We start from the raw sequence: 26,395 nt of genomic DNA, 5'->3' as shown, positions 1-26,395 counted from the left end.
CCTCAGCTATCAAAAACCGGCAGCCTCCCTCTTCATGAAGCAGCTGGTTTAATTTTTTGTTTTTTATATGCGGTTATCAATAAGGACCTAATACGGACAAAGAACGATCGAATGAGGGTTAAGGAAACCCCACCTATAATTATGCAAAGAGGCCCACTTTAACGACAGAACTCTTTTTATTCAATACGGAAGGATCATCGTAATCGTAATCAACTTTCCAAAAGGCACGGTGATACCTATAGGAATCAACTCTTTCCATGCCATAATGATGTTACCATCCGACAATCCGTCAAGATGGATTACAGTTGGCTTTACCGATTTTTGGTGTGGAGATTCAATCATTCGCACGGACATATCTGAACTATGACCGAGCTCTTTCATAAATCTCTTTACATTTTCACTCCCTCACATAATAGGTGCCATCGGTTGTAGGTTTTTCTTTAGCTCTTTTTAGAGAACGTCCTATCCTCACTTTTCCGCCCCTTACTAATTAAGTGTGTGTTCGTTTCACCAATGATCGCTTTTATTATTTGGATCTAAGATAAGTATATGTAATAAAAGGATGGCGAGAGAAATTTTGATAGCACGTTCATCGAAAAAAACCGATGAATTCCCTTTTGGCGATCATCGGCTTAAATATTTTTAGTGGGTTCTCAAAAAACAAAGTCAATTTCTTATACGATTCTACGTCCATTTCAATAAGTTTAACGAGCAAGGCACTTTATTTCTTACTTTTAGCTAAGGTTAGTGGAATCGTTACGAGTGAAACTCCAGCTGCAATCCAAAACCAACCGGTGTTTCGTTTTTTATCGCTTCCGCTTTTACTGGGAGTACTTGATCCGTATGATTTTCTTGAGGCGGGCCGTTCTATTTCCGCTGTTTCATTCGTTTTATGCAAATGCTGATTCTCCGGTAATTGGGTGGTTCTTTCCAAATCGCTTGTATCTTCTCCCATTCCTTTAATAAAAGTCATCAGGAAGGTCATGGCTTGTTTGACTTCTTGGTCATTCAAGGAACGCAGTAATGCTAAATAACTTGGCTTTTCTGGCGTTTTATCAGCTTCGGCCACACGGGCAATCCCTGAGTTGACTTTGAGGATTAGCGGTTCAAGCTGCTGAACATTAAGTGTCCCTAATGTGCCAAGTATGAGAAGCAGATTTTTCAGCGTATTTGCCGTTTCTGGGGTGTCCGCTGTCTTGACAAGAATGTTCAGCACTTTATCCCCTTCCTTCAACAAGCTGTTAACCATCGATAATATCCCACGATCCTGCATGCCCTTCATGACTTCAAACGTTTCTTTAATCACTTCTTTATTTTCCAATAGGGTACGCTCGATATCCTCGAGTTCAATCCTTCTTCTTTCTTCATCACTAATGCTGATTCGATTGATCACTTTTGTCGCTTTAGCCACGGTTCCTCTCCTCCTTTTTGATCTTCAAGAGGTCACCAGGGAATATATAATCTTCGCGGGCCCATTTTTTTTGTACTTGTACACCCATTTGCGGTTGAGGATTCCCATTACGATGGTTGATGCTCGGCAATGGATTGTCTCCTTTGACCCTAAGAACTTCCATTTTTGCTTGAACTTCCTTATAGGCGGGAGTATCAGTATCTTTATCTGAATGGCTGCTTGTCAATTGGTTGATGGCCCCGTCACCTGAATCGTTCATCGGAAGATAAACTTCTTTACCTTTTACACGATCCGTAATCAGACATTCCACTTTTGCATGTCCATACGGTGAAGTGAGCCGAACAAGGGTGCCATCCTCAAGCCCTCTATCTTTTGCCAATTCCCGGGATACCTCAAGGAAGACTTTTGGCGTTTTGGAAGTGATGCCTTTTGATTTATAGGTCATGTTTCCTTCATGGAAATGTTCCAATAAACGGCCATTATTCACATGGATATCGAACTCATCCCCAAAGTCAATCGGTTTGGTCCATTCGACTGGAAATAACCTTGCTTTTCCATCAGGGAAAGGAAATGCTTCCGTGAATAACAGTGGCGTATCTTTACCATCTGGCGTCACTGGCCATTGAAGACTGTTATAACCCTCCAAGCGTTCATACCTTACTCCAGCATATAAAGGCGATAATTTAGCTGCTTCTTCCATGATGTCACTTGGATGCCGATACTCCCACCCCGCTCCTAACGAATTCGCCACATTCATAATGATTTGCCAATCAGGCTTTGAGTCGCCAAGCGGTTCAAAGACTTGATACAGGCGTTGTATACGGCGTTCGGTATTCGTGAAGGTACCTTCTTTTTCAAAGCTTGGGCTTGCGGGAAGAACGACATCCGCGAATTCAGCCGTTCTTGATAAGAAGATATCTTGTACCACAAAGAAGTCCAGTTTTTCAAATGCTTTATGGACATGATTGATATTCGAATCGACCAGACCCATATCTTCACCTTTTAAGTACATGGCTTTAATGGTACCTGAATGAATCCCTTCGACCATTTCATGATTATTAAGGCCAGGGTTTTCGGGTATTTTTGTACCCCAGATGTTTTCATATTTCGCGCGTACCTTTTCATCCGTTACTTTTTCATAACCTGGCAAGCGATCCGGCATACTGCCAAAATCACTGGCTCCTTGTACATTATTATGTCCGCGTAAAGGGTAAGTGCCTGTTCCAGGTTTACCGTAGTTGCCCGTTATGAGCAATAGATTGGAAATTGCAGTACTCGTATCACTTCCTCCGCCATGCTGGGTAACGCCCATGGCCCAAAGCGCTGCAACGCTTCCCGCTTCATGAATGGCTTTTGCCAACGTAATTAAATCTTCCTTAGCTACGCCTGTTACTTTTTCCGCATAATCCATTGTGTAGGGTTCTAAAGTCTTGATATATTCCTCCATCCCATTTACACGATTTTTAATGAAGTCTTTATCTGTCCAACCTTTATCGACGATAAATTTAGTGACGGCCGATAGCCATATCATATCCGATCCCGGAGCAGGCTGGATGAAGAGGTCGGAACGGTCAGCCATTTCATGCTTTCTGATGTCTGCGACGATCAGCTTCTGTTTCCCCAGTTTATGGGAACGCTTGATTCTTGTAGCCAACACGGGATGTGATTCGGATGTATTGGAGCCTATGATCAATACAAGTTCGGAATTTTCGATATCCTTTATGCCCCCTGTATCTCCACCATATCCAACCGTTCTGAATAGTCCCAAAGTAGCCGGTGTCTGACAATACCGGGAACAGTTATCAACATTATTCGTGCCGATGATGCCCCTAGCCAGCTTTTGCATTAAATAGGACTCTTCATTGGTGCATTTGGAAGACGTTATAAAAGCCATCGAATCCGGACCGTGAGAATCCTTGATGTCGGTGAATTTACGGGAAATCAATTCAAGGGCTTCTTCCCATTCAGCCTCTCTGAACGCATCCCCTTCTCTAATTAAAGGTTTTGTTAGTCTTTCTTCACTATTCACAAAATCCCATCCGAATTTCCCTTTAACGCAAGTCGAAATTCCATTTGCAGGTGCCTCCACTTGCGGTTCGATCTTAAGGATTTTACGGCCTTTGGTCCAAACGTCAAAGCTGCATCCTACACCACAATATGTACAAACCGTTTTTGTCTTTTTGATCCTTGCATCCCTCATGGCGGATTCCATATCTGAAATCGCTAAAATCGAGCCATAACCCGTTTCAACATTTTTCGTAATTTCTATCATAGGTCGAAGAGTTTGTTTAGCAATGCCAGTTAAAAATCCGGCTTCACCCTCCATCCCTTTTTCCATCATTGCATTACACGGGCAAACGGTGGAACAGTGCCCACATGACACACATGAAGATTCATTGATCGGAACATTATCATCCCAAATGACACGCGGACGTTTTGCTTCCCAATCAATAGTCAATGTTTCAGTGACCTGTACATCTTGACAAGCTTCAACACAACGGCCGCAAAGGATGCATTGATCTGGGTCATATCGATAGAATGGATTCGTCCGATCCACTTCATAGGGTTTTTGATTAAAAGGAACACTTTGATGATTTACCTTCATTTCCTTAACGGTATTGTGTATTTCACAAGTGCCATTATTATAATCGCAAACCGTACAATAAAGCTCATGGTTATATAATATCTTGTCCATCGCCATGACCTGTGCTTCTTTTACCTCTGCTCCGGCTGTATCGATTACATCCCCATCTTTGATCTTGGTGGAACAAGATCTAACTAGTTCCCCATTAACGCTCACTAAACATGTATCACATGTTTCGATAGGACCTAGGCTAGGGTGGTAACAAACATTCGGGACTTCAATCGAGCTATCCGTCAGCATTTGTAATATTGTTTGATTACCTTCCACACTGGTCTCAGCACCATTGATTTTTATATGCACTTTCTCTGGCAAAATAATCGCTCCCCTCTTAAAAAACGATAAAATTCATCATTTGGTATTTTCTACCCTCGCACAAATTTTCTCAAACTTGTGAAAGTGAATAATGGAAGTCTTCATTTGACCAATTTCATATTAGAAAATGAACTAAAGCCGAAGTGAGACATAGTATTCACTCACTTCGACTTTAGTATCATTGATTAGTGTTTGCTTTCAATACAAACGAACTTAAAGGGGCAACGGTTATCTGACTCCCTTTAATCCTATCAATTTCTTCCAGGCCCGAACGCTGACCATCCACTAAAACGGACCAATTACCTTCGTGCGGAAGAGTAATGGTTATCGCGTCCCAATTTGCATTATGAATCACTGCCATTTTATAATCTTGATGTTGTAAGGTGAATGCAACCGCATTTGGCGGAGCATCAATGAATTGTAATTGCTCCTCAATTTCTTCGGGTGTGCTTAACCTAAAAACAGAATGATTTTTCCTGAGAGAAATCAGCCCTTTCATATACTCCACTTCCCGATCTAACTCCGCTCTCCTTTTCCAATCCAACCTGTTAATCCAATCAGAAGATTGATAGCTGTTTTCATCTCCATCCTTCGTGCGCATAAACTCTTGTCCAGCATGTATCATGGGAATTCCCTGTGACAGTAAGACAATTGCCGAAGCTAATTTATGCATCTGTTTCCGTTTTTCTTCCGTAGCATCTGCATTAGTGATGAGCAGCTTATCCCATAACGTATAATTATCATGTGCTTCAACATAATTGATCACCTGATCTGGTCTTTGATATGTGGCGATATCTTCATCATATTCCAAACCACCAGCGATGCCCTTTTTTATAATATCTTCCATTCCTGGTTTGCCATTGACGAATCCCTTATCATGTTCATTCATGACAAACCCTTTTAAACCATCACGGATCGCATCATTAAAGTGAGCGATTCCAGGCATTTTAAAAGCATTCTTTTGATTTGCTTTCAGCTCTTGGGCCAAGGGGGTATCCATATCCCAGCCTTCGCCCAAAACAATGAGGGTCGGATCAATTTCTGCCAGTGCCTTTTTCACTACATTCATCGTTTCAACATCGTGAATACCCATTAAATCGAAACGGAAACCATCAAGGTTAAATTCCTTCGCCCAATAGGTCACGGATTCAACGATGAATTTTCGCATCATTTTATGTTCGGAAGCAGTATCATTTCCTACACCAGTTCCATTCGATAAGGTGCCATCGGCGTTATAGCGAAAAAAGTATTTGGGAACGAGTTTATGGAAGTTTGAGTCCTCCACAGAATAAACGTGATTATATACAACATCCATGATCACTCGTAACCCGTGGTCATGTAAACCTTGTATCATTTCCTTTAACTCCCGGATCCTTACTTTTGGCTGATACGGATCAGTCGAATAAGAGCCTTCGGGAGCGTTATAATTCTGTGGATCATATCCCCAGTTATATTGTGGTTCATTCAATTTCTTTTCATTGACTGTAGCAAAATCAAATATCGGGATAAACTGAACATGGGTAACACCTAGATCTTTAATATGATCAAGACCCGTTTTCGCTCCTTCTGGACCTTTGGTTCCGGCTTCAACTACTCCTAAGAATTTACCTTTATGATGGATTCCGCTTTCAGGATGAATCGATAAATCCCGTGTATGCAATTCATAAATGACTATGTCCTCAGCTTTTTCAAGAGGTGGTTTATCCCGTGTCCACCTTTTTGGGTTCGTATCTGTTAAATCTATCACGACCCCTTTTTCACCATTAACAGTAACTGCGCGAACATAGGGATCGACGGCTTCACTCCAGGTTTCTCCCACTTTCACTTTATATGTATAAATCAATCCATCCTGATTTCCGTTCAGCTCAATGGTCCAGGTCCCCTTTTCCGAACGAACCATTTGAATCTCCATTCCATCTGTATCATCCCAATGTTTATAAGTAACTAGCTTGGCTTCAGATGCAAGTGGTGCCCATAACCGGAATGCCGTTTTATCTTTAAGATAGGAATTCCCTAAATCTTTGCCTTCATAGAAATATAAATCATCCAATTCTGACGGGTTTACCGGATTAATATTAGCAATCGGCAGGGATTCCAACTGATTTTCCGTTTCATTATTCATAGGTTTTTGGTTATTTTTATTTTCCTCTTCAAAATAAGAAAGTGAATCTTTAATAGGTCATTCCTCCATTGAAATTCCCATTTTAGAACAGGAATTATTCATTTTTATAATCATGAGCGAATCTTCCATTATGTTATGATTCCACAGGCATTACCCATCAAAACATCCAATCTGCAAATTATGTCGAAAATTCAGAAATCTATATTTAATAATCGAAAGCAGCAGGTCATTTTGCTGGACCTTACTTATCGTTTAATGAAAAGTGAATCCAAAAAAAGAAAAAAATGCCTCCATAACAGTTTTACGGTCTTGGAGGCATTTCTAGTACTCTTTATGGTGTTTTAATAATTTTCACTGAGTTATCTTCAACAATTGCAGTGAAGTTCTTAACTTCAGGCTGCTCAAAGATAAAGTCAGTGATGCCATCTTCGAGCTGTTCTTGAAGAACACGGCGGAGCGGTCTCGCCCCGAAAGTTGGGTGATATCCGAGTTCAATTAGCCTTTGTTTCGCTTCATTGGTCACATCTAAAGATAAACCATTTGCAGCAAGTGTTTCGTCTAGCTCGTTAATCATGATATCAACAATTTGCAGAAGATCTTCTTTCTTCAATGCAGAGAATTCAATGATGCTATCGAACCGGTTCAAGAATTCCGGTTTGAAGAAGCTCCCTAAAGATTGCAGGATTGAAGCCTCTTCCACAGCTGAACTTGTTCCGAATCCCATTACTTTTTGTTTCTCACCGACTCCTGCATTACTCGTCATGATGATCACGGTATCTTTAAAAGTAACGGTCCGGCCTTGACTGTCGGTTAAGCGGCCATCTTCCATGATTTGCAGGAACATATGCATGACATCCGGATGTGCCTTTTCGATTTCATCCAATAAGATGATACTGTAAGGCTTGCGGCGAACTTTTTCCGTCAATTGTCCAGCTTCCTCATGTCCTACATATCCAGGAGGAGAACCAATTAATTTGGACACACTGTGTTTCTCCATAAATTCACTCATGTCAAGACGAATCATAGCGTCCTTGTCCCCGAATAATTCCTCGGCAAGAGTTTTCGCCAATTCGGTTTTACCGACTCCTGTCGGACCGACGAAAAGGAAAGAACCGGTAGGACGATTTTTGGATTTTAACCCAGCACGACTTCTTCGAACAGCCTTGGATACCTTTTTGACAGCCTCTTCCTGCCCGATTACTTTTTTCATCAGCTCCGCTTGGAGATGAATCATTCTTTCTTGCTCATCTTCTTGGAGCTTACCTACAGGAATGCCGGTTTTTTGTTCGATGATATTTTGAATGTCTTCAATGGTTACGGTTGGCTTAATTGCATCTTCCCCTGCTTGCAATGACTTTTCCAGTTTTTCTTCTTCATCACGAAGAACGGCAGCCTTTTCATATGCTTCTTCTTTTAAGGCCATTTCTTTTTCTTTATAAATTTGCGCCAGTCGTTCTTTCATGTTTTCTACCTGGCCGTCTTCGATGGTCAAGTTCAATTTGGAACCAGCTTCATCCATTAAGTCTATTGCCTTGTCAGGGAGGAATCGGTCTTGAATGTAGCGGTTCGAAAGTTCAACAGCCGCTTTTAAGGCTTCCTCACTATATGTTACACCATGATAAGATTCATAACTTTCTTTTAAACCGCGTAAGATGACCAATGCCTCAGCCGTTGTAGGTTCGTTAACCTGTACAGGCTGGAAACGTCTTTCAAGGGCACCGTCTTTTTCAATTTTCCTATATTCGGATAAAGTGGTTGCTCCGACAAGCTGAAGTTCGCCGCGTGCAAGTGCAGGCTTCAAGATATTTCCTGCATCCATTGATCCTTCGGCCGAACCTGCCCCCACAAGCTGATGAATTTCATCGATGAATAAAATGACATTTTTCCTTTCCTGTAATTCGCTGATCAATTGCTTCATTCTTTCTTCGAATTGCCCTCTAATTCCAGTATTGGAAACAAGGGATGCTACATCAAGCATATATACTAGCTTATTACGTAATTTCACTGGCACCGAACCTTCAACAATCGCTAAAGCAAGACCTTCAGCAATGGCTGTTTTACCGACACCAGGTTCACCGATTAAAACTGGATTATTTTTATTGCGTCTGTTTAGAACTTCAATGACGCGTTTGATTTCTTCATTTCGTCCGATTACCGGATCAATAAGTCCTGCTTTAGCAGCATCGGTCAAATTGCGGCCATACTCCTCAAGCAATCCTCCGTCCTCGCCATTTTCAGCTGAATCCGGTTTTGGTACACCATTATAATTAAATGGATTGAATGAATTTGGAGATCCGTTAAATTGGAATTTCCCCATATCCATTCCGCCCATAGCTGCTCCAAGTTTGTTTCGTTCTTCTTTATAACAAGTGGAGCACAGTTTCACATCATGCTCCTGACCATTCATATTTAGGTGAACTTGAATATTAGCTTGGTTTACATGGCATTTTTCACAAAGCATGTAGTACTCCTCCTTTAAAAAATTAAATTGAAAGCAAATCTTTGACCTTCTTTGACTTTCTGACTTTATTATACATTGACCTTCTTTGACTTTCAATAATTTTGTCTGGGAATTTTTTTGAAAAAAAGGAATTCCTTCGATTTGGTTTGCTTAGCATATTAAACTATCCATTTCCAGTCAACTAAAAAGCTTTCATGAATGCTTCATACTACCGATTACCCAATTCAGGACTTACCATAACCTTAAACTATTAGCAAAATGCCAATTCTCTTGTCCATGTGCCTCATTCACTCTTATTTTTTGGCTGTTTTCGCATACTTTGTTGCTATTTACTAAGTAGTGCGGTGTGGTTGATTTCCCCTCCAGATGCTCGCTTTCCGCGGGGCGGGCGGTGAGCCTCCTCGGCGTAAACGCCTGTGGGGTCTCACCTGTCCCGCTGCTCCCGCAGGAGTCTCGCACTTCCGCTCCAATCACCCTTATATAGTTTCGTTTTAAAAACAACAATCTTTACGAAAAGAGCCTATTTTTTAAAACAAAAACAGACTTTATTAAGTCTCTTTATGGTTAGTACAATTTTTAAACGTTGGATTTCCACTCCAGGTACTTGCTTTCCGCGGGCGGTCGGGGAGCCTCCTCGGCGTCTTCGCACCTGTGGGGTCTCCCCTTGACGCGCTTTTCCCTCAGGAGTCTCGCACCTTCCGTTCCAATCATCTTTGTTTTAATTTTACGATAGAATACTTTTTTGTTTTTAAGCAGTATTAATACTTGAGGTGATATCGATACTTTCTTAAAAGTCCCCTCGTTGTTCAACCCATGCCATGCTTTCCTTTCCGCAATAGCTGATTCAATTCCAATAAAAAACCAAAAAGGTTTCGGAATGAATCATTCCGAAACCTTTTTGTCTACAAATTGAAAGAGACATCATTAAGTCTCTTAGCTTTTTTATATTAAGATTGATTTTCTTCTATTATATACGTTTCGCACCGATATACTTTGGCTTCCAATAACTATTATTGGTTTTAGCGTATGACACTCCTTTTGATGATGACGAGTGTATGAATTCATTGTTTCCTATGTATATGGCCACATGTGTGGGTTTTTTCGCTTTATTTGGTGCAAAGAACATTAAATCACCTTTTTGCAGGCTTTTAACTTTCTTTCCTTTTATATATATGTCAGCAGCAGTTCTTGGTAAATTCTTACCAGCCTTTTGATATGAATACTTCACTAAACCCGAACAATCAAAACCTGATGAAGAAAAGCCACCCATTTTTGTATTTTGTACCTAGTTCACTTTTAGCCACTTTAATCGCTTTTGTATGATATGAAGCAGCTTCCGCTTGGTTTCCGGCAAAGGATGCGGTTACAAGCGTGATAGCCAATGACAATCCGACGACAATTTTCTTAAACAAATTATTTACCCCCTGATGTGATTTGCTAAACCTAATATACTAGAAAAGCTATATCACTCGCATCACAGGATCTTTACGAATATGTTACATTTAGTAGATTTAGGAAGAATGACCATATAAAACATAGAAATAAGTCGAATCAAGTGTCCATTCAATATATTGAAAAGCACCTTTAATAAAACTATCTTTTCTTCATAAAAAAACAGCGGTAAAAAACCACTGTCAAAATTCTTTTGAGAAAAATGGAAGAAATAATTTCACTCCACGTTTATTAAAAGGTAAACATTTCAAATCTGCAATTAAATGACTTATGTATCCTAATGAACAAGTGGCGAAAATTCCGTCAATCCCCATAAAGGCTTCGAATTGAAAGGCAATGATGCCAAAGAAAGCGATACCGGCAATCGAATGGGTATAACTTCTATGTGGTGTAAAGGATGCCAGGATAATATAGACTCCAAAAAGCCACAACCAGCTTTCCTGCAAAGATAAACCGCCTCCTAATACCGCTAATCCAGTCAAGGTCAGCATATGCCTTTGCCTAATGAAAGACGAAATAATGATGATTCCGATTCCTGCCCCTGCCCCGATCCACTTTTCCGTTTCAGAGCCTTCCAAAAGACTATAAATGATCATTAAAATCCCAATCGTTTGTGCTATCGTTCGGATAAACTTATGTGAAAAGGTAATCCTATTACTTAACTTCCCATCAATATCCATATCAGGCATCAGCCCTGAAACCCCCCCGATGCCCACCAAGAATAAAGTGGTGGTCGGATCTGTTTGAAGTGTGTTTGCCGTCAAGAATCCAACTGTTGCCCCTATGGCCATGTGTGCTGTCCCGTTCACTGTCTCTCTCCTGTCCCTCTAAGAAGTAATCTGCTCAAGGAAACGAATGTTTGTTCGAATCTCTGCATATCTAACTATACAACATTTTGGGGAAAATTTCTCTAGTTCTTATAAATAAAGCCAAAGAAATCAGTGATTAGAGCAAATAAAATACCTTTTCGTACATTTAAAACACTTTTTCTAAATGTCTATAATTGCTTTTTTTAGGTAATTTCATTACTCTAAATACGCAAAATATTTTTCAGTAAATTGAGGTTTTTCATGAAATTTTATCCAAAATATGAATATACTAATCTATAAGGGGAGTGATTCAGATAGCTTTTTTAAATGCCTTCAATAATTTTAAAAATGGGAAAAAGTCCAAGAAAATAAAGAACATGGATTTTCGGGAACAGCATGTAAATAAATCGTCGGAGCTCATTGGTAATAATGTAATTGTCCAAAATATAATTAACAATCACCTTTCCAAAAAAAATAACCACTTGTAGGGTGGTTTTTTTAATTATTAGGGGAAATGGTTTCATTCTTTTCCAACTTCTCACTTGCTTCGTAAATATAGTTATATTGTAAATAGTAATCGTATATGACGTTTTGCAGGATTTTAAGCAGTGATTTATCGAATGTATCGAATTCAGTTTGATAACTATTTAAGACGGTGACGAATTTCCCGTCCATGTTTTCGAAATAATGGATAAGAAAGTTCTTGTAATATTCACTATCGCTATTGCTTTTATTCGTAATGCACGGATCGCCGGTTTGAATGGACTTTTCAAGCATCGCTTTGATGGATTTAGGCAGCTTTGCTTTTTTGAACTGGTTCAGGGTATAGATATCATAGGTAAAGGAAAGACCTAATTGATCGGAATAAAAATCCACGGCACAGTCCAATGTATAGATTAAGGGTGTTTTAAAGTCTTTGCTGTTGGCAATTTCCTCTGATATCTCCAATTGAAATTCCTCGGATGTTAAATAGGCTGCAAATTTCATTTTTGAACTGCTCATGCTGAATACTTCATAAACGGCTGCATCTTGTTTTTCAATTTCAATTTCGATATTAAAGAATTTAAAGTGTTTTAAACGGTAAAAAGCAATCGGGGCTAATAGGAATAGCAATATCCAAACTAGGTAAAGGAATAATGTGTTAAAGATGATTTGATAAAATTCAGATGTTACGATAGGTTCGATGATTAACGATATCAATGTATGTTCAAATCCCTGAGAAACAGGGGGGGCAGGTACAATGGTTTCCTCTGGCTTTTTTAAAGTTTGGATACCTAAATGAGCCATCGCGACTAACGTGTAAACAAAAATTAAAATTGTCCCAATCACATAAAATTTTGGCATGAATCCTATAATCCTGTCGAAAACAGAAATCCGTTTATCTTTCTGCTCCTCTATAGCCAATGTGGTTGCTCCTTTTAAGATTATTAATATCAGGAAAAGTCTACAGGGGCTTAGAATTTCCTGGAGACTACCTATTTAATTTATATGTTTGCAATTATGTTAAAATACGTAAAATTCGTTTAAACATTGACATATTCCAAATTACTTTCGACGTTTTCATTAAAATTAATAATAATTCGTCGTTAAAAATGCCCAACCTCTTCATTGAAAATGAAAGGATGAGCAAATGTTCAGGGTTTTATTTAGGACGGCCCTTTATCGCAAATTCTTCGACCTTCCTTAGAAACAGCTCCATGGCTTTTGATGCTTCAAAGTCCAACTTTTTCACGATCGAAAAAGGTCTTATTAGGGGCTCATTTTTCAAATGGAAAGTTTTCAATTCATTGGACTTCAATTCTTTTTGTACTGTCAATCGGGATAACAAGGCAATGCCGAGTCCAGCCATCACCGCTTCTTTCACTCCTTGGATACTGGTGAAAATAAAGGTTTTTTTTATGTTTAACTCCAGACTGCTCAGAAGTTTATCGGAATATGTACGGGTCCCCGATCCTTGCTCCCTAAGTACCCATGTTTGGTTTTGGAGCATATTGCCCTCGATGAGATCCATCTGTGAAAGTGGATGATCCGGGGGAACGACCACAATCATCTCGTCATTCATGAAGGGCCTGACATCTATATCTTTATAATCCGTTTCCCCTTCAATCAAGCCTATATCAAGCTTATTCGAACGGATTCCTTGAATGACATCATTTGAATTAGAGATGATGATTTGTATATCCACCATCGGATATTGTGCCGCAAATTCTGCCAATACTTTTGGAAGGTAATATTCCCCTATCGTGAAGCTTGCACCTATTTTCATCGTTCCGCTAACCACGTTATTAAATTCATTTATTTCTCTTTTTGCTGTTTCATAATGATTAAGCATTTGCTTTGCATGTCTATACAAAATTTTTCCCGGCTCTGTTATTTGAACTTGTTTGGGGGAACGATAAATTAATTTCGTTCCTAACTCATTTTCCAGATTCCTTATGTGAAGACTGACTCCTGGCTGCGACAGGTTCAGGATATCCCCAGCCCTTGAAAAGTTTTGCTGTTCGATTACAGTTACGAATACTTTTAACGGATCCATTGTTACCTCCTTATTTTCCTATGCGTTTCATTTTACCATAAGTAGAAGTAATCATTGAAATAGCAAAAATATATTTCACTTATTTTTAATTTAGTTTTAAAGTTAAAGCATCAACATAGATGGAGTGATCACACTGGAACAAATAAAAGTTGAAACTAGAAAACTCGGATTTACAAAAGGAATAGCATTGACTTTTCTAATTGCCATTGCAGCAAAATACTTAGCGGAGCTTCCATTCCTTCATATAATGGGACAGTTAGTCATTGCAATTCTGATTGGTGTTGTTTGGAAATCGCTAATCGGTGTCCCGGCTTACGCCGTTGCAGGGACAAATTATTCAAGTAAAGTCCTTTTGAGAGTGGGCATTATCTTATTGGGTATGCGCTTGAACCTAAAGGATATTATTTATGCCGGTCCGAAAACATTTGCAGTTGGTGCCATTAGTCTTGCATTTGGTATATTGGTAGTTTATGGATTGACCCGCCTATTTAATGTTGAGAAAAAGCTTGGCATATTGACAGCTTGCGGAACGGGAATTTGTGGAGCTGCTGCCATACTGGCAATTTCCTCCCAAATAAAAGCAAAAGAAAAAGATACGGCAATAGCTGTAGCGACGGTTGCTGTATTAGGTACAACCTTCACTTTCGGATATACGATCCTATATCCATTATTGGAGTTATCCGATCAAGGATATGGTGTTTTTTCGGGTGCAACACTCCATGAAATTGCTCACGTCATCGCTGCTGCGGCACCAGGGGGAAATGAGGCTGTCGACTTGGCAGTGGTGGTCAAATTAGCTAGGGTGGCCCTGCTCATTCCCGTTGCCATTTTAATTGGAATCATCATGAATTGGAAAGAACGGTCAACGGATACCGGAAGGGAATTTTCCTGGAAATCCATTCAGATACCGTGGTTCATTTTTGGGTTTTTATTGATGAGTGCCATTTATTCTTCAGGTGCAGTTCCTGAACCTTTGGGCGAAATGCTTGTTATGCTTTCCTATATCTTCATGGCAATGGCGATGGCGGGACTAGGATTGAGCATTGACCTTGTCACTTTTAAGAAATATGGCGGTAAACCTTTTATTGCTGGACTAGTCGGCTCTATATTTTTGACTTGCCTCGGGTATGTATTGGTTCAGGCTTTCCATTTAAATTAACTTTTCAATTTAAACAAGCATCCCTTAATCGGCATGCTTGTTTTTTTCTATTGGATGCGGAACATTGGCACCATAAAAAATTTCATCCATTTCCGTTTGAAGCCTTTCTATAATTTCCTGCCTTTCCTCTTTATTCAGCTTTTCCTCTGTATAACCGAATAAGTAATTATTAATATCGAACCTTTTCAGCTTACATTTCGTATGGAAAATATTTTCCTGGTATACATTTACATCGATCATGTCATATAAACCTTTTACTTCATCAGGAATATAGTTTTGAATGGAATTTATATCATGGTCAATGAACAATTTTCTCCCATCTTTATCTCTCGTAAATCCTCTTACTCGGTAATCGATCGTGATAATGTCGGTATCGAAGGAATGAATGAGATAATTAAGGGCTTTAAGGGGTGATATTTCTCCACATGTAGAGACATCGATATCTGCCCTGAATGTGCTAATGCCTTCATTTGGATGGTATTCAGGGTAAGTATGTACGGTAATATGGCTTTTATCCAGTTGCATGACCACATTATCAGGTAAAGGCCCTGGTGATTCCTCATAAGTCCCCATAGGCACTTCGACGACAGGCCCTTCTGAAACAAGAATGGTTACACTGGCGCCTTGAGGGACATAATCCTGTTTGGCCGTATTTAAAACATGCGCCCCTATTAAATCCGCAACATTGTGCAGGATCTTCGAAAGCCGCTCTGCATTATATTGTTCGTCGATATAATCCAGGTAGGACTCCCTCTCTTCCCTGGTTTTTGTGTAACAAATATCATACATATTAAAGCTTAAAGATTTCGTAAGATTATTAAAGCCATGAAGTTCAATACGCTGCTCAGGTGTAAGTTTCATGAATGATTCCCCTTATACTTTTTTTAGGACTACCCTTATAGTTACCCTTTTCGTGAAATAAAAAACTAAATCTGCCAGTCTAAGCTTCTGACTTCTAATCGGTAAGCTAAGAAAAAGCCATTGCATTAACATGCAACGGCTTTTTTATTTTCTTGATTTGTTCTAGGCAGTATGAACTTTTTTCTTCTTTATCGGTGAAAGAATCCGTTCCAGCCATCCGAGTAAAAGATCCGAAAGAATGGCCATCAATGCCGTCGGAATTGCTCCTGCAAGTATGATTGCCGTTCCATTTGACGCATTCGTTCCCCTGACAATGATATCTCCCAGTCCGCCTGCCCCTACGAATGTACCGACAGCAGTTACCCCAATTGCAACGACAAGAGCTGTACGTAAGCCAGCCATGATGACAGATAGAGATAATGGCAGTTCGACCATTCTTAGTAACTGGAGCTTTGTCATTCCCATTGCCTTGCCAGATTCTAAATAAGCATGATCTATGCTTGTAATCCCGACATACGTGTTTCTCAGGATTGGCAATAATGAATACAAAAACAACGATAAGATTACCGTATTTGTCCCCAGCCCCATCACTAGCATCAGGAGTGCAAGCATAGCCAATGCTGGTATGGTTTGTATGACATTCGTTATCGAAAATACCCAATTACTCAATTTCTTATGTTTCGCGATGAAAATGCCTATCGGGATGGCTACAATTGCTGCAAATAACACTCCATAAGCAGACATTAAAAAATGGCGATAAAATTCAGTAAGAACATACATCCAATTTTGGGAATAATAAGTTCCCAACTGTTGCAAGGTTTCCATTAGTTTGCACCTCCCAATTATTCAAAATATTTATGTGCTTTAAGGAATTCCGATGCTACGACCGATGGCTCCTTCAAGTTCCCATCCACTTCATAATTCAGTTCCTGCATGGTTTCAGTAGTGATCTCGCCAATTAACTTGTTAAGTTCCTCTTCAATTTCAGGATACCGTTCCAACAATTCTTCAGTAACGACCGGTGAACAGTCATATGGAGGGAAATATTGTTTATCATCTTCTAAGAGCTTCAAATCATTAACCTTAATCCGTCCATCCGAGGAATATGCAAGGACAATATCCATCTGACCATTTTTGACTGCATCGTAAACCAAGCCAATCTGCATCGGATAAATTTCGCCAAACTCCAATCCATATGTATCGACGAATCCTTTATAACCATCCCCTTTTCTTTTCAGCCAAGCACTATCCACACCTAACCTTAAATTATCTGCATCCTTTTCCAGATCCGATATACTCTGATACCCTTTTTCCTCAGCCAATTCATTTGAAATCGTAAAGGCATATGTATTATCGAATCCATAAGAATCAAAAAATTTGAACCCATATTGTTCCTTGAATTCCCTTTGAACAATTTCCATCGCCTTTACTGGGTCCTTTTCGATTTCCTGTCCCAGGACACTCGTTAAATCAGTCCCTGTATATCGAGTTGCGGCTATATCTATATCACCGGTCTCCATCGCTTTTTGCTGAACGAAATTCGAACCTAGATTTTTGATGATTTTCGTATCAAGTTCCGTATTCCTTTCAAGGAGTTGAGCGATCATGTTCGCCAGGATTTCAGATTCGGTCATGCTTTGGGCACCGATCTTTACAGTAGTCTCAGAAGATGACCCTAGACCAGGCAAAGAACAGCCGGTGATCATTAATGCACAAACGATAAGAGCCATTAAAATTGTATTTCTTATTTTTTTATTCATGGTAATCCTCCTCAAGCAACTTCCTTCATGCCTTTCAAGCCTTTTGGTACGACTTTTCGCTCTATGATCGAGAATACATAATCAACCAGGATAGCCATGATGATTACCGGAACTGCACCAGCGATGATATATTCTGTTTGGTATAAATTCAAACCGATAAAAATGTAATCTCCCAAGCCCCCGCCTCCAATAAAGGAAGCTAAGGTGGCCCATCCAATTAAATAGACGGAAGCCGTACGGATACCAGCCATAATGACGGAAAGTGCAAGCGGGAATTCTACCAGACGAATCCTCTCCCAGCTTGACATCCCGATGCCCCGTCCGGATTCCAGCAGATTTTCATTTACTCCTTTAATGCCTGTGTATGTATTCCTGAGTATGGGTAAAACGGAATAGAAAAATAACGCAATGATTGCGGGTGTTTTCCCAACGCCAAGGAAAGGAATGAAAAAGGCGAGAACCGCTAAGCTTGGCAATGTCTGCATAATGTTCGCAATTCCGATTATAATCGATGCGCTCCTTTTCATTCGTGTCAACATTATCCCTAGTGGTACAGCGACTATTATTCCAAGGAAAACAGCGATCATGGAAATATATAAGTGCTCCCATGCTTTAAAAATCAATTCTTGCCAGTTCGTTTGTAAAAAATCGAGCATTGTTTCCATCTCTTACACCTCCTAAAACATTTCTACTACTTCTGCCACTTGATTTTCTTCCTCTCCCCAAATGCTGTCATATACGATGTCGACCAATGTAGCCCTAGTGACAATTCCGACCAAATGTTTATTTTGGTCAACTACAGGCACGTATTTGAAACCTCGTTTTAAAATCTTTTGAACGGAATCACGGATTAAAGTATCCTGTTTCACTGAATAGACTTCAGTATTGATGACTTCGCTGATAAATTTAGCTTTTTTTCGATATTCACTGATCGTTTCAACATCTACGAAGCCTTTCAAAACATTTTGCTCATCGACCACAAGTAAAGAATCGACCCTTTTCTCGCGCATTATCGTAATAGCATCGGTAAGGGATTTTTCTTCTGTAATGGAAATTGGGTTTCGACTCATGATTTGTTCAACCAACTCAACATTAGGTCTAGTTTGAAGCAAACGATCTTTGCCGATGAATTCTTCAACAAACTCATTGGCTGGGTTTCTGAGGATTTCATCCGGAGTTCCCACTTGGACGATTTCACCAGCCTTTAAGATGACGATCCTGTCGGCTAGCTTAATGGCTTCATCCATATCATGCGTAACAAAAACGATTGTTTTATCAAGTGTGCGCTGCAGATTTTTAAACTCCTCCTGAAGGGCATCGCGGGTGATTGGATCTAGTGCGCCAAAAGGTTCATCCATTAAAATGAGTGGAGGATTGGAAGCAAGCGCTCTGAGAACGCCTATCCTTTGTTGCTGCCCGCCGCTCAATTCGTAGGGATACCTTTCCAGGTATTCAGGTCCCATATCGACAAGCTGAAGCAATTCCAGTGCGCGTTCCTTTTTCTTCTGTTCATTCCATTTAAGAAGTTTTGGAACGAGGGTGATATTTTCAAGAATGGTCATGTGAGGGAAAAGGCCGATTTGCTGGATAACGTACCCGATCTGTCTTCTAAGCTCGACTGGGTCTTTATCCATGATATTTTCACCATTAATAAGTATCTTGCCTTCAGATGGTTCGATAAGACGGTTAATCATTTTCATTGTCGTTGTCTTTCCACATCCACTCGGACCAATGAAGCAAATGAACTCCCCTTTTTTAATATCCAATGATATATTTTTTACAGCTTTCTTTCCTCCCTTATAGATTTTCGATACATTTTCGATTTTTAACATAAAAAGCACCTCCATCATTCGCATACAATTACAAATTTTACAAAAATATTAATTTTTGATATGCACAGTCTCTTGTACCCATAAGGTAAACTGCTTAAACCATTTTTTATAAAAAACTAGTTCATTGTATTTATATTGATAAAATGGTAAAAAAAACTGCCCCATTTTAACTGAGGCAGTTTGATAGATTTATAGTATTAAAAATGAATTAAAATCCTATATTTTTAGCAATCAGGGTTTTTATAGTTTCATCTGTCCCTGTAAAGAATGTTGGCAAAGAAATGTCCCGATGACGCCGGGCAATTTTATCGTCACCCATACTTCCGTAACGATCATGCAGCTGCATGCACTTATCAGATATTCGCTTAGACATCTCCGTTACCCATTGTTTACCCATCGATACTTCAGTTATGATATTCTCCCCAGTCATATGTTTACAGATCAACTCATCAATAAACGTTCTTCCCAGTTGAATATCTGTCGCAATTTCAGCGATGGTAAACTGTGCATTTTTAAATGCACTTCTTTTCTTATCAATAGCTTTTTGACTTTTTATAAAATTCATCGTCAAGTGAAGCATGTCTTTTGCTGCCATTATAGAACTGATCGCACAGATTAGTCTTTCCTGCTGCAGTTTTTGCATGATATATGAAAGGCCCTTCCCTTCCTCCCCAAGGAGGTTGCCAACTGGAACTGAAGCATCATCGAAAAATAGTTCGGCTGTACCTAGGCTTCCCTGTTCTGGTTTACTAAGCTTTCTACCCCGTGATAACCCTGGTGTATCTCTATCAATGAGCAGTAGACTGATTCCGTCCTTGGGAGGAACAGCATTTAGATCTGTTTTGCATGCTACTATCATGAAGTCAGCTTTAAAGCCATTTGTAACGAACGTTTTGGCTCCATTGAGAAGATAATAGCCATCTTTCTTGATGGCTGTGGTTTGAATATCAGCTAATTCCGATCCCATTTCCGGCTCTGTCCATGCAAAGGCAGAAATCATTTCCCCTGTAATGAACTTTGGTAAATATCTTTGTTTTTGATCTATTGTTCCGAATGAAGCAATATAAGGGGCTACAACATCAGAATGAATGGATATTCCCCCCAAGGCTGAACCCACCCTCTCCAATTCCTCTGCCAGTACAACAGAATATCCAAAATTTGCTCCTATTCCACCGAATTCCACTTCAATCCATGGACATAAAAATCCATTATCTCCTACCTTTCCCCAAAATGAGTAAGGTATTTCCCCCTCTTTTTCCCATTGATCATAAAAGGGGACAGCCTCCTTGGCGAGAAATTCACGAATTGATTGTTTAAATATTAGAAGTTCTTCCGTTAGAAAGGAACGGGAATCATCCTTATTGATTGCCATCGTGCTAACCATGGGCTAACCTCCATTCTTTTATTACTAATAATTACCACCATTAACAAATAAAATATGTTAAACGCTTCGATGTAAACGATTACAATTCCAAACAATTAAAATGTTCCTCAATATTCATGTTCAACAAAAGTATGGAATTTCCTTTTAAAAATCAATTTTTCCCCATTTTTAATGGTTTGATTATGACTTAACTGCTTTGGTTTTGGTTTTGAACTTATATTCTGTCGAGGTTATTCTTGGAATACAAAATGTAATAAATAGACAATTCTACTTTTTACGCTCAAATCTCATTCTTTTTTTGCTTAATACAATGGTTGCTTTAACAGCCCTCGTTAGTGAAATATACAGCTAATAGCATGTCAAATCCTACTCTAAAATTTTTATTTTCCACTATTTTGGGCCATGCCCAATAACCCTCCAAAACCTTTTAGGAAGGATATTTCTCTGATTCAGTTAATTAGGCAAAAGCTAGGAACGCTTCTTTTCTCTTTAATAAACTATAATTAGTAATAATACAGATTGAAATTACAGTTTTTTTAACACGATTTTTGACTACTAAATCTTTCTTGGTTTATATTAATTCCATCATAACATCTTTTTTGGTGTGAACAGCTTTTGCAAACTGTTAAGGAATCCGTTTTCAAATACTTTTTGGGCTCTTGTAAAAGATTCTTGATCATGTTGAGGTATTCCAATCCACCAGAAACATCCTTCTTGGTCGGTATAAAAGTTCCTTTTTTACCTTCCATAAGCGAGTATATCTCTATTCTTTCCGGTAATTGACCAAATGCCTTTTCACAAAATACCGAAATCATATTATTAAATAAAAGATTCATTTCTTCATCTGTATCAACTAAATACTTCTTTATGATGAATGAGTTGCCTGACCATTCTGCCACTTCAAAAGTTAAGGAAAGTTCGGTACCCAACTCATCCATATTCATGTTAAATTTTTCATATAAAAACAAAGGTGGATTTTCAATTCTTTCAGTAGTTAAACATTGGAGTAAATGATCTGTAATAATAGCAAGAGCCTTATAATAATGAATCTTCGACTCGAACTGACGTACTTCAATGGCACTCCAATGATCATCTATGAACTCCAAAACCTTCTTAGTCGTCTGACTTTTTGGAGGAAGTTTATAATATCGACTTACAACTTGATTAACCACAACTTGAACCATCTTCCTCCAATCCGATTGAGTGGTGATTTTTCCTTCTATATGTAAATAGTAAAATTGATAAGGACATCTTATAAAATCCTGTAAATGATAATCAGTTAAAGTAGCAATGGAAATCCGATGTTCCCTACCAATCATTCCCTTCTCCTCTCTCTCCTCATAAAATTTCAAATTCTATATTGAAGTGACAAAACTATTCTTAATAAATTCCCTCCCGAAATTTTGGCAGTTCTTAATATCCTCATCCTCTGGGGTTAATTCTACTTTTAACCCTTCCAGGACGATAACAGCACCCTGTTCTCTTAATTTTTCTGTTAAAATATCTACGGCTGCACCATATTGTGGGTAAGATGAATCGCAGGAACCAAACGCCGCAGCTTTCTTTCCAGTTAGATCGATATGATCCATATCCTCATAAAAGTCTAAAAAATCATCGGGTAACTCTCCGTCTCCCCACGTATATGCTCCTAATATGATCCCATCGTAATCTTCAAGCATGGAAGCTTCAGGACATCCATAATATCTATCTTTTCGATACTCACATCGCTGATTTCTGTGATTCCTTCTGCAATGGTATTCGCCATTTCTTCTGTATTTCCACTCATACTGGCAAAAATTATAATGATTTTAGACATGAGTTCCCCTTCCAACATCTCGAACGATTTATTGTTTTTATGTTATATGTACATGAAATTTGTTTTCTTAAAAAGCATGTACATCACCAGAGTTCATTTTATTCTTAATTTTTTGTACGTTGCTCAGTTCATCGGAAAATGAAAGAAATGACTCCCTATCATGTGCATCGAGTGCTTCGTTTACTTTAAAACTCAAATGGTTAATTTTAAGGTTCAAATCTAAAATGGAGCAAATGCTGCCCTTGGAATACAGTTCCTCGATATCTTCCACGTGCATAAAAAACTGAAACTCGTTGTTGACAACTATTAAAGAATGCCATCCTAGGCAATCAATGTACTTCCGTTCATTTGTAATTGTCCAAACATCTCCTTGAAGAAACTCAATTATATGTTGGTGCCTTTGACCCGGGCAGCAGCAGCTTACTTCATGCTGAAATAGTTCTAAAATTATAAAATTTTTATCCATAGGTGCTCCTCCTTCACTCACATTCAGTTTTTTTGAATTCTTCTTCAACCTTGGCACTAGGGTCAGTCCGTTCGTTTTTGACAGAGGTACCGCCTATTCGAAATTCATTTTATAAACATGCAGAGAAACAATCGAAATTGATAATCATTTTCAATTAGTATTTTATGTGATAATGATTATCATTATCAATCTGTTTTAGCTAAGTTTTCATATTTTTGTTTTGTTGCCTCGGAAAAATAGATGCCTAACTACCGCTGCCAAGTACAAAAAAATACTCTGGAGAATAACTCATCCCAGAGTATTTTTTACGCTATACAACTATTTTATCGTCTTTATCCCTTACCCGGTTTAAAAGCAGGAAGCTGTCCTGCCGCTATATTCCTTCGCATTCTAAAAAGTGCCTTCTTTGTTCCTACACTACTTTTTATCCTTGTATTTTCCCATTAATGACAACACACTTCCCATTTGTTTGCTTCTTTATCATCCTTCCATCCTTGATGTATACAGTGTAAGTATTATTGACTTTAGCATCTAATCTTGCTAGGTCTCCCGTTATTGCTATGATATTTTTGACAGCTTCCCTCTTCAGATTTTCGATAACTTTCTTTTTCCATTGTTCCCGTTTTATTTCATCAACCATCAGGATCACATCCTTCTTGTTTGATTTATTTCTTCTCCCTGATATAGAGTATTACATTTTTATTATCTTGTTACCCTTATGCTTTTCCTTATTAATCCGTTTCGAATTCTTTTTTTGTTTTAATATCATAACAGGTTACGGTAAAATGAGTGAATGATTCAGGTACAAGCTTTTTTAGCAGGAAATAATCATGGGTACTATGCAAGCAAGAGTTTTCCTCATAAAAATGTTTTATGGTATGATAGTTAGATTGTTTTTCCACCCTGTGACAACTTTACATTCATCAAGGAAAGAGGTATTTATGCACACCACAGAATTAACCAAGCGGCATTGGCTGCTCATCTTAACACTTACTTTATTAACATTTGTTCTCGGGACAAGCGAATTTGTTATCGTCGGGATCTTAACCGATATTTCCTCGAGTCTCCATATTACAAATGCAAAAGCAGGCACACTCGTTTCTGCGTTTGCCATTACGTTTGCCATTGCCACACCGCTCGTGATGTCGGCAACCAGCCATTTTCCAAAACGGAAATGGATGTTGTTTTTGATAGGTTTGTTCATCATCCTGAATGCTTTGTGCGTGATTTCGACGACCTACGTCATGCTCCTTGCACTTCGGATGATGACTGCGATTGTAACAGGAGTTTTAATTTCTCTTGCCATGATCGTTGCCAGTGAAAACATGCCAATCGCAAAACGTGGACTTGCTATTTCATTCGTTTTCGGTGGTTTTACACTTGCAAACGTGATCGGAGTACCAATTGGAACTGTCATCGCTGAAAGGTACGACTGGAATGCAACCTTCCTGTTAACGACTTTACTCGGAGCTATTGCATTTTTGGCATCTTTCTTCATTTTGCCTACTATGCACAGTCCATTCCGCAGTTCAATGCGTGATCAATTTTCTTTGTTGACACACCCGCGAATCTTAATGGCTTTTTTCATTCCATCACTTGGATTTGGAGCGACGTATGCCGTTTATACGTATCTTGTTCCGATCCTGAAAGGAATGGAAGCACCAAGTGGTTCAATCAGTTGGATCTTGTTTGGCTACGGATTCATTTCCATTTTCAGCAACATACTCGCTGGTAAAATTGCCAGCTACAATGCCATCGGACGCCTCCGGTTTGTTTTTCTCGTGCAAGCAGTGGTCCTGATCAGTTTATATTGGACGACAGATAATTTTATCTTTGGCTTGGTTAACATTAGCTTGATGTCATTAATGGCCATCCTTTTAACAACATCTACCCAGCTATATTTGATAGACCTAGCAGGTATTTATCAACCTAAAGCTACAGGATTGGCCGCTTCACTGATGCCTGTGGCAAGCAATGTCGGTATCGCCTTTGGTTCCGCATTAGGCGGAATTGTTTACCATCAGGGAAATTTGATGAGTGTCACATGGGTAGGCGGGCTGATTGCTATCTTGGCAAGTCTTTTAACTTTCCTGAGTCATCGCTTAGACCAGAAACAAAAGCAGGCAGCATAAGATGTTAAAGGATTGAGGCGATTAGTATATAAACATCAATGATCAAGGCTGTTTTCACATACTTTGTTGCTATTTACCAGGTAGTGAGTTGTGGTTGATTCCCCTCCAGATACTCGCTTTCCTCGGGACGGGCGGTGAGCATCTGGTGGCGTAAACGCCTGTGGGGTCTCACCTGTCCCGCTGCTCCCGCAGAGTCTCGCACTTCCGCTCCAATCAACCTTAAATAGTTTCGTTTTAAAAACAACATTCTTTACGAAAAGAGCCATAATAAAAAGAAAACCGGTCATTTGAGTTCGGTTTCTTTTTTTTAAGAAGGCTTTTTTGAATTCATCTACTTCTTTATAGTGAAATATTAAAATTGTAGTTCATCATATAGAAGATTTGTTTTATACAGAATAGATCTTTGGGTGAAATTTCTCCATTACTTAAAATTTATTAATCATGCTGTCAAACTTCTTTTGAATTCATAAGTGAGGAATATGGCTTGGCATAATTTAAAAACCTTATGACTTATGGTGCGGTTCCACTACTGCAAGGCCTGGGGGTAGCCTTTGTTAGGTACGGAGAAATAAAAGTTAATATATAAGTTGCCCCTTCAAGAAACCTGCCTCTCTAGTTGCATAAGAATAGGAGCTGCTGAGCTTTCGGTAATGAAGGGAAAACACCATGTTCGTTTAAGTAAAATTCTTCACAATCTTCCTAGCATAATCAATATAAATACCCATTTTTAAAAGTTCACCTCCAAGAACTAGAGGTGGAGATAGGAATCAATTAAACTTTACATAGTCCCCTTCTTTGATTTGATTCTTTTCAAACCATCCAAGATTCACTTCAATTGCATAATAATAAAAAATTCCTGGATCATAGGTAGGGCAATAATCCTCTATACAAGGTTCCATATCAAGTATTTTTAGAATTTCCCCATATGAATCAAGAAAAGCGATGGATAAAGGGATAAATGTGTTTTTCATCCAAAATCCACCATATATTTCTTCTGAAAACACAAATAACATCCCCTCATTTTCGGGTAATTTTCCGACAAACATCAAGCCCTTTTCTCTTTTTCTTTGAGTATCTGCAACTTGAACAGTTAATCCAGTTACCTTGTTTCCACTGATTATTTTTATCACTTTTGTTTTAATTCTATTTTTCATGTTCACTCACCTTCGCAGGGAATAGACCTTATTTCAAAAAAAGAAAATGTCAATCTCATGAACTTCTTTTAAAAAGACAGCAAC

At 38.9% G+C, this 26,395-nt stretch carries 20 protein-coding genes and 3 pseudogenes; 2 read left to right on the top strand and 21 right to left on the bottom strand.

Features of this window, described 5'->3' with window-relative positions; translation table 11 throughout:
• Positions 1-180: 180 nt before the first annotated feature.
• The 10 genes and pseudogenes from AC3WLU_RS00165 to AC3WLU_RS00120 form a co-directional block, all read right to left on the bottom strand.
• Positions 181-381, bottom strand: coding sequence for a hypothetical protein (locus AC3WLU_RS00165; RefSeq protein ID WP_492596557.1), 201 nt, complete (start codon positions 379-381; stop codon positions 181-183).
• A 508-nt stretch (positions 382-889) separates the two neighbouring features.
• Positions 890-1,411 (bottom strand): annotated as a pseudogene (locus AC3WLU_RS00160) (helical membrane plugin domain-containing protein); the annotation flags it as partial.
• The gene (gene fdhF / locus AC3WLU_RS00155; RefSeq protein WP_440438522.1) at positions 1,404-4,367 is read right to left on the bottom strand and encodes a formate dehydrogenase subunit alpha; all 2,964 of its coding nucleotides are present in this window, start codon (positions 4,365-4,367) and stop codon (positions 1,404-1,406) included. The gene fdhF and the pseudogene AC3WLU_RS00160, both read right to left, overlap by 8 nt.
• A gap of 178 nt (positions 4,368-4,545) precedes the next feature.
• Positions 4,546-6,432: pseudogene (gene pulA, locus AC3WLU_RS00150) on the bottom strand (type I pullulanase); the annotation flags it as partial.
• A gap of 388 nt (positions 6,433-6,820) precedes the next feature.
• Positions 6,821-8,950, bottom strand: coding sequence for an ATP-dependent Clp protease ATP-binding subunit (locus tag AC3WLU_RS00145; protein WP_492596556.1), 2,130 nt, complete (start codon positions 8,948-8,950; stop codon positions 6,821-6,823).
• A gap of 967 nt (positions 8,951-9,917) precedes the next feature.
• A complete protein-coding gene (locus tag AC3WLU_RS00140; RefSeq protein WP_492596555.1) occupies positions 9,918-10,220 on the bottom strand; it encodes a C40 family peptidase in 303 nt (100 codons plus the stop codon).
• Positions 10,192-10,362: a hypothetical protein gene (locus tag AC3WLU_RS00135; RefSeq protein ID WP_492596554.1), complete on the bottom strand. Its 171-nt coding sequence runs from the start codon at positions 10,360-10,362 to the stop codon at positions 10,192-10,194. Before AC3WLU_RS00135 ends, AC3WLU_RS00140 begins: the two co-directional genes overlap by 29 nt.
• A gap of 222 nt (positions 10,363-10,584) precedes the next feature.
• Positions 10,585-11,211 carry a metal-dependent hydrolase gene (locus tag AC3WLU_RS00130; protein WP_098185970.1) on the bottom strand — a complete coding sequence of 209 codons (627 nt, stop codon included), beginning with the start codon at positions 11,209-11,211 and terminating at the stop codon, positions 10,585-10,587.
• Between the two features lie 498 nt (positions 11,212-11,709).
• Entirely contained in the window at positions 11,710-12,615 is a 906-nt protein-coding gene (locus tag AC3WLU_RS00125) for a hypothetical protein (RefSeq protein WP_057277591.1), read from the bottom strand.
• Positions 12,616-12,853: 238 nt separating this feature from the next.
• A complete protein-coding gene (locus AC3WLU_RS00120) occupies positions 12,854-13,747 on the bottom strand; it encodes a selenium metabolism-associated LysR family transcriptional regulator (RefSeq protein ID WP_063576179.1) in 894 nt (297 codons plus the stop codon).
• Between the two features lie 133 nt (positions 13,748-13,880).
• Here AC3WLU_RS00120 and AC3WLU_RS00115 point away from each other — a divergent pair, with 133 nt between their 5' ends.
• Positions 13,881-14,906 carry a YeiH family protein gene (locus tag AC3WLU_RS00115; RefSeq protein ID WP_492596662.1) on the top strand — a complete coding sequence of 342 codons (1,026 nt, stop codon included), beginning with the start codon at positions 13,881-13,883 and terminating at the stop codon, positions 14,904-14,906.
• 24 nt (positions 14,907-14,930) lie between these two features.
• On the opposite strand, the gene speD is transcribed toward AC3WLU_RS00115, so the two are convergent.
• The 10 genes and pseudogenes from speD to AC3WLU_RS00065 form a co-directional block, all read right to left on the bottom strand.
• On the bottom strand, positions 14,931-15,767 hold the full coding sequence (speD, locus tag AC3WLU_RS00110) for an adenosylmethionine decarboxylase (protein WP_054395755.1): 837 nt from the start codon (positions 15,765-15,767) through the stop codon (positions 14,931-14,933).
• Positions 15,768-15,929: 162 nt separating this feature from the next.
• Positions 15,930-16,592, bottom strand: a complete 663-nt coding sequence (locus tag AC3WLU_RS00105; RefSeq protein ID WP_034306858.1) for an ABC transporter permease — start codon at positions 16,590-16,592, stop codon at positions 15,930-15,932.
• 17 nt (positions 16,593-16,609) lie between these two features.
• Positions 16,610-17,527, bottom strand: coding sequence for an osmoprotectant ABC transporter substrate-binding protein (locus tag AC3WLU_RS00100; protein ID WP_492596553.1), 918 nt, complete (start codon positions 17,525-17,527; stop codon positions 16,610-16,612).
• Positions 17,528-17,538: 11 nt separating this feature from the next.
• Positions 17,539-18,192, bottom strand: a complete 654-nt coding sequence (locus AC3WLU_RS00095) for an ABC transporter permease (RefSeq protein WP_063576176.1) — start codon at positions 18,190-18,192, stop codon at positions 17,539-17,541.
• 12 nt (positions 18,193-18,204) lie between these two features.
• Complete coding sequence (locus AC3WLU_RS00090) at positions 18,205-19,359, bottom strand: betaine/proline/choline family ABC transporter ATP-binding protein (protein ID WP_053535096.1); 1,155 nt, start codon at positions 19,357-19,359, stop codon at positions 18,205-18,207.
• A gap of 208 nt (positions 19,360-19,567) precedes the next feature.
• Positions 19,568-20,743 carry an acyl-CoA dehydrogenase family protein gene (locus AC3WLU_RS00085; protein WP_492596552.1) on the bottom strand — a complete coding sequence of 392 codons (1,176 nt, stop codon included), beginning with the start codon at positions 20,741-20,743 and terminating at the stop codon, positions 19,568-19,570.
• Positions 20,744-21,279: 536 nt separating this feature from the next.
• Positions 21,280-22,062: a hypothetical protein gene (locus AC3WLU_RS00080; RefSeq protein WP_440438525.1), complete on the bottom strand. Its 783-nt coding sequence runs from the start codon at positions 22,060-22,062 to the stop codon at positions 21,280-21,282.
• Between the two features lie 36 nt (positions 22,063-22,098).
• Positions 22,099-22,559: pseudogene (locus tag AC3WLU_RS00075) on the bottom strand (flavodoxin).
• Positions 22,560-22,626: 67 nt separating this feature from the next.
• Positions 22,627-23,025, bottom strand: coding sequence for a hypothetical protein (locus AC3WLU_RS00070; RefSeq protein WP_063576171.1), 399 nt, complete (start codon positions 23,023-23,025; stop codon positions 22,627-22,629).
• A 424-nt stretch (positions 23,026-23,449) separates the two neighbouring features.
• Positions 23,450-23,665: a hypothetical protein gene (locus AC3WLU_RS00065; RefSeq protein WP_034306869.1), complete on the bottom strand. Its 216-nt coding sequence runs from the start codon at positions 23,663-23,665 to the stop codon at positions 23,450-23,452.
• A 301-nt stretch (positions 23,666-23,966) separates the two neighbouring features.
• Here AC3WLU_RS00065 and AC3WLU_RS00060 point away from each other — a divergent pair, with 301 nt between their 5' ends.
• Entirely contained in the window at positions 23,967-25,157 is a 1,191-nt protein-coding gene (locus tag AC3WLU_RS00060) for an MFS transporter (RefSeq protein ID WP_098185960.1), read from the top strand.
• A 767-nt stretch (positions 25,158-25,924) separates the two neighbouring features.
• On the opposite strand, the gene AC3WLU_RS00055 is transcribed toward AC3WLU_RS00060, so the two are convergent.
• Entirely contained in the window at positions 25,925-26,311 is a 387-nt protein-coding gene (locus tag AC3WLU_RS00055; RefSeq protein WP_057277585.1) for a DUF192 domain-containing protein, read from the bottom strand.
• Between the last annotated feature and the right edge of the window lie 84 nt (positions 26,312-26,395).

Source organism: Peribacillus sp. FW305-BF15 (assembly GCF_058783805.1).
The sequence above is the reverse complement of the archived record's forward strand: the minus strand, read 5'-3'. Positions and strand labels throughout refer to the sequence as shown.

Coding starts and splice junctions, on each gene's coding strand:
- AC3WLU_RS00085 (WP_492596552.1), bottom strand. CDS start 20,743: ATGGTTAGCACGATGGCAATCAATAAGGATGATTCCCGTTCCTTTCTA.
- AC3WLU_RS00140 (WP_492596555.1), bottom strand. CDS start 10,220: ATGGGTGGCTTTTCTTCATCAGGTTTTGATTGTTCGGGTTTAGTGAAG.
- AC3WLU_RS00105 (WP_034306858.1), bottom strand. CDS start 16,592: ATGGAAACCTTGCAACAGTTGGGAACTTATTATTCCCAAAATTGGATG.
- AC3WLU_RS00165 (WP_492596557.1), bottom strand. CDS start 381: ATGAAAGAGCTCGGTCATAGTTCAGATATGTCCGTGCGAATGATTGAA.
- AC3WLU_RS00145 (WP_492596556.1), bottom strand. CDS start 8,950: ATGCTTTGTGAAAAATGCCATGTAAACCAAGCTAATATTCAAGTTCAC.
- AC3WLU_RS00065 (WP_034306869.1), bottom strand. CDS start 23,665: ATGGTTGATGAAATAAAACGGGAACAATGGAAAAAGAAAGTTATCGAA.
- AC3WLU_RS00120 (WP_063576179.1), bottom strand. CDS start 13,747: ATGGATCCGTTAAAAGTATTCGTAACTGTAATCGAACAGCAAAACTTT.
- AC3WLU_RS00095 (WP_063576176.1), bottom strand. CDS start 18,192: ATGGAAACAATGCTCGATTTTTTACAAACGAACTGGCAAGAATTGATT.
- AC3WLU_RS00060 (WP_098185960.1), top strand. CDS start 23,967: ATGCACACCACAGAATTAACCAAGCGGCATTGGCTGCTCATCTTAACA.
- speD (WP_054395755.1), bottom strand. CDS start 15,767: ATGAAACTTACACCTGAGCAGCGTATTGAACTTCATGGCTTTAATAAT.
- AC3WLU_RS00070 (WP_063576171.1), bottom strand. CDS start 23,025: ATGGATAAAAATTTTATAATTTTAGAACTATTTCAGCATGAAGTAAGC.
- AC3WLU_RS00055 (WP_057277585.1), bottom strand. CDS start 26,311: ATGAAAAATAGAATTAAAACAAAAGTGATAAAAATAATCAGTGGAAAC.
- AC3WLU_RS00100 (WP_492596553.1), bottom strand. CDS start 17,527: ATGAATAAAAAAATAAGAAATACAATTTTAATGGCTCTTATCGTTTGT.
- AC3WLU_RS00080 (WP_440438525.1), bottom strand. CDS start 22,062: ATGATTGGTAGGGAACATCGGATTTCCATTGCTACTTTAACTGATTAT.
- AC3WLU_RS00090 (WP_053535096.1), bottom strand. CDS start 19,359: ATGTTAAAAATCGAAAATGTATCGAAAATCTATAAGGGAGGAAAGAAA.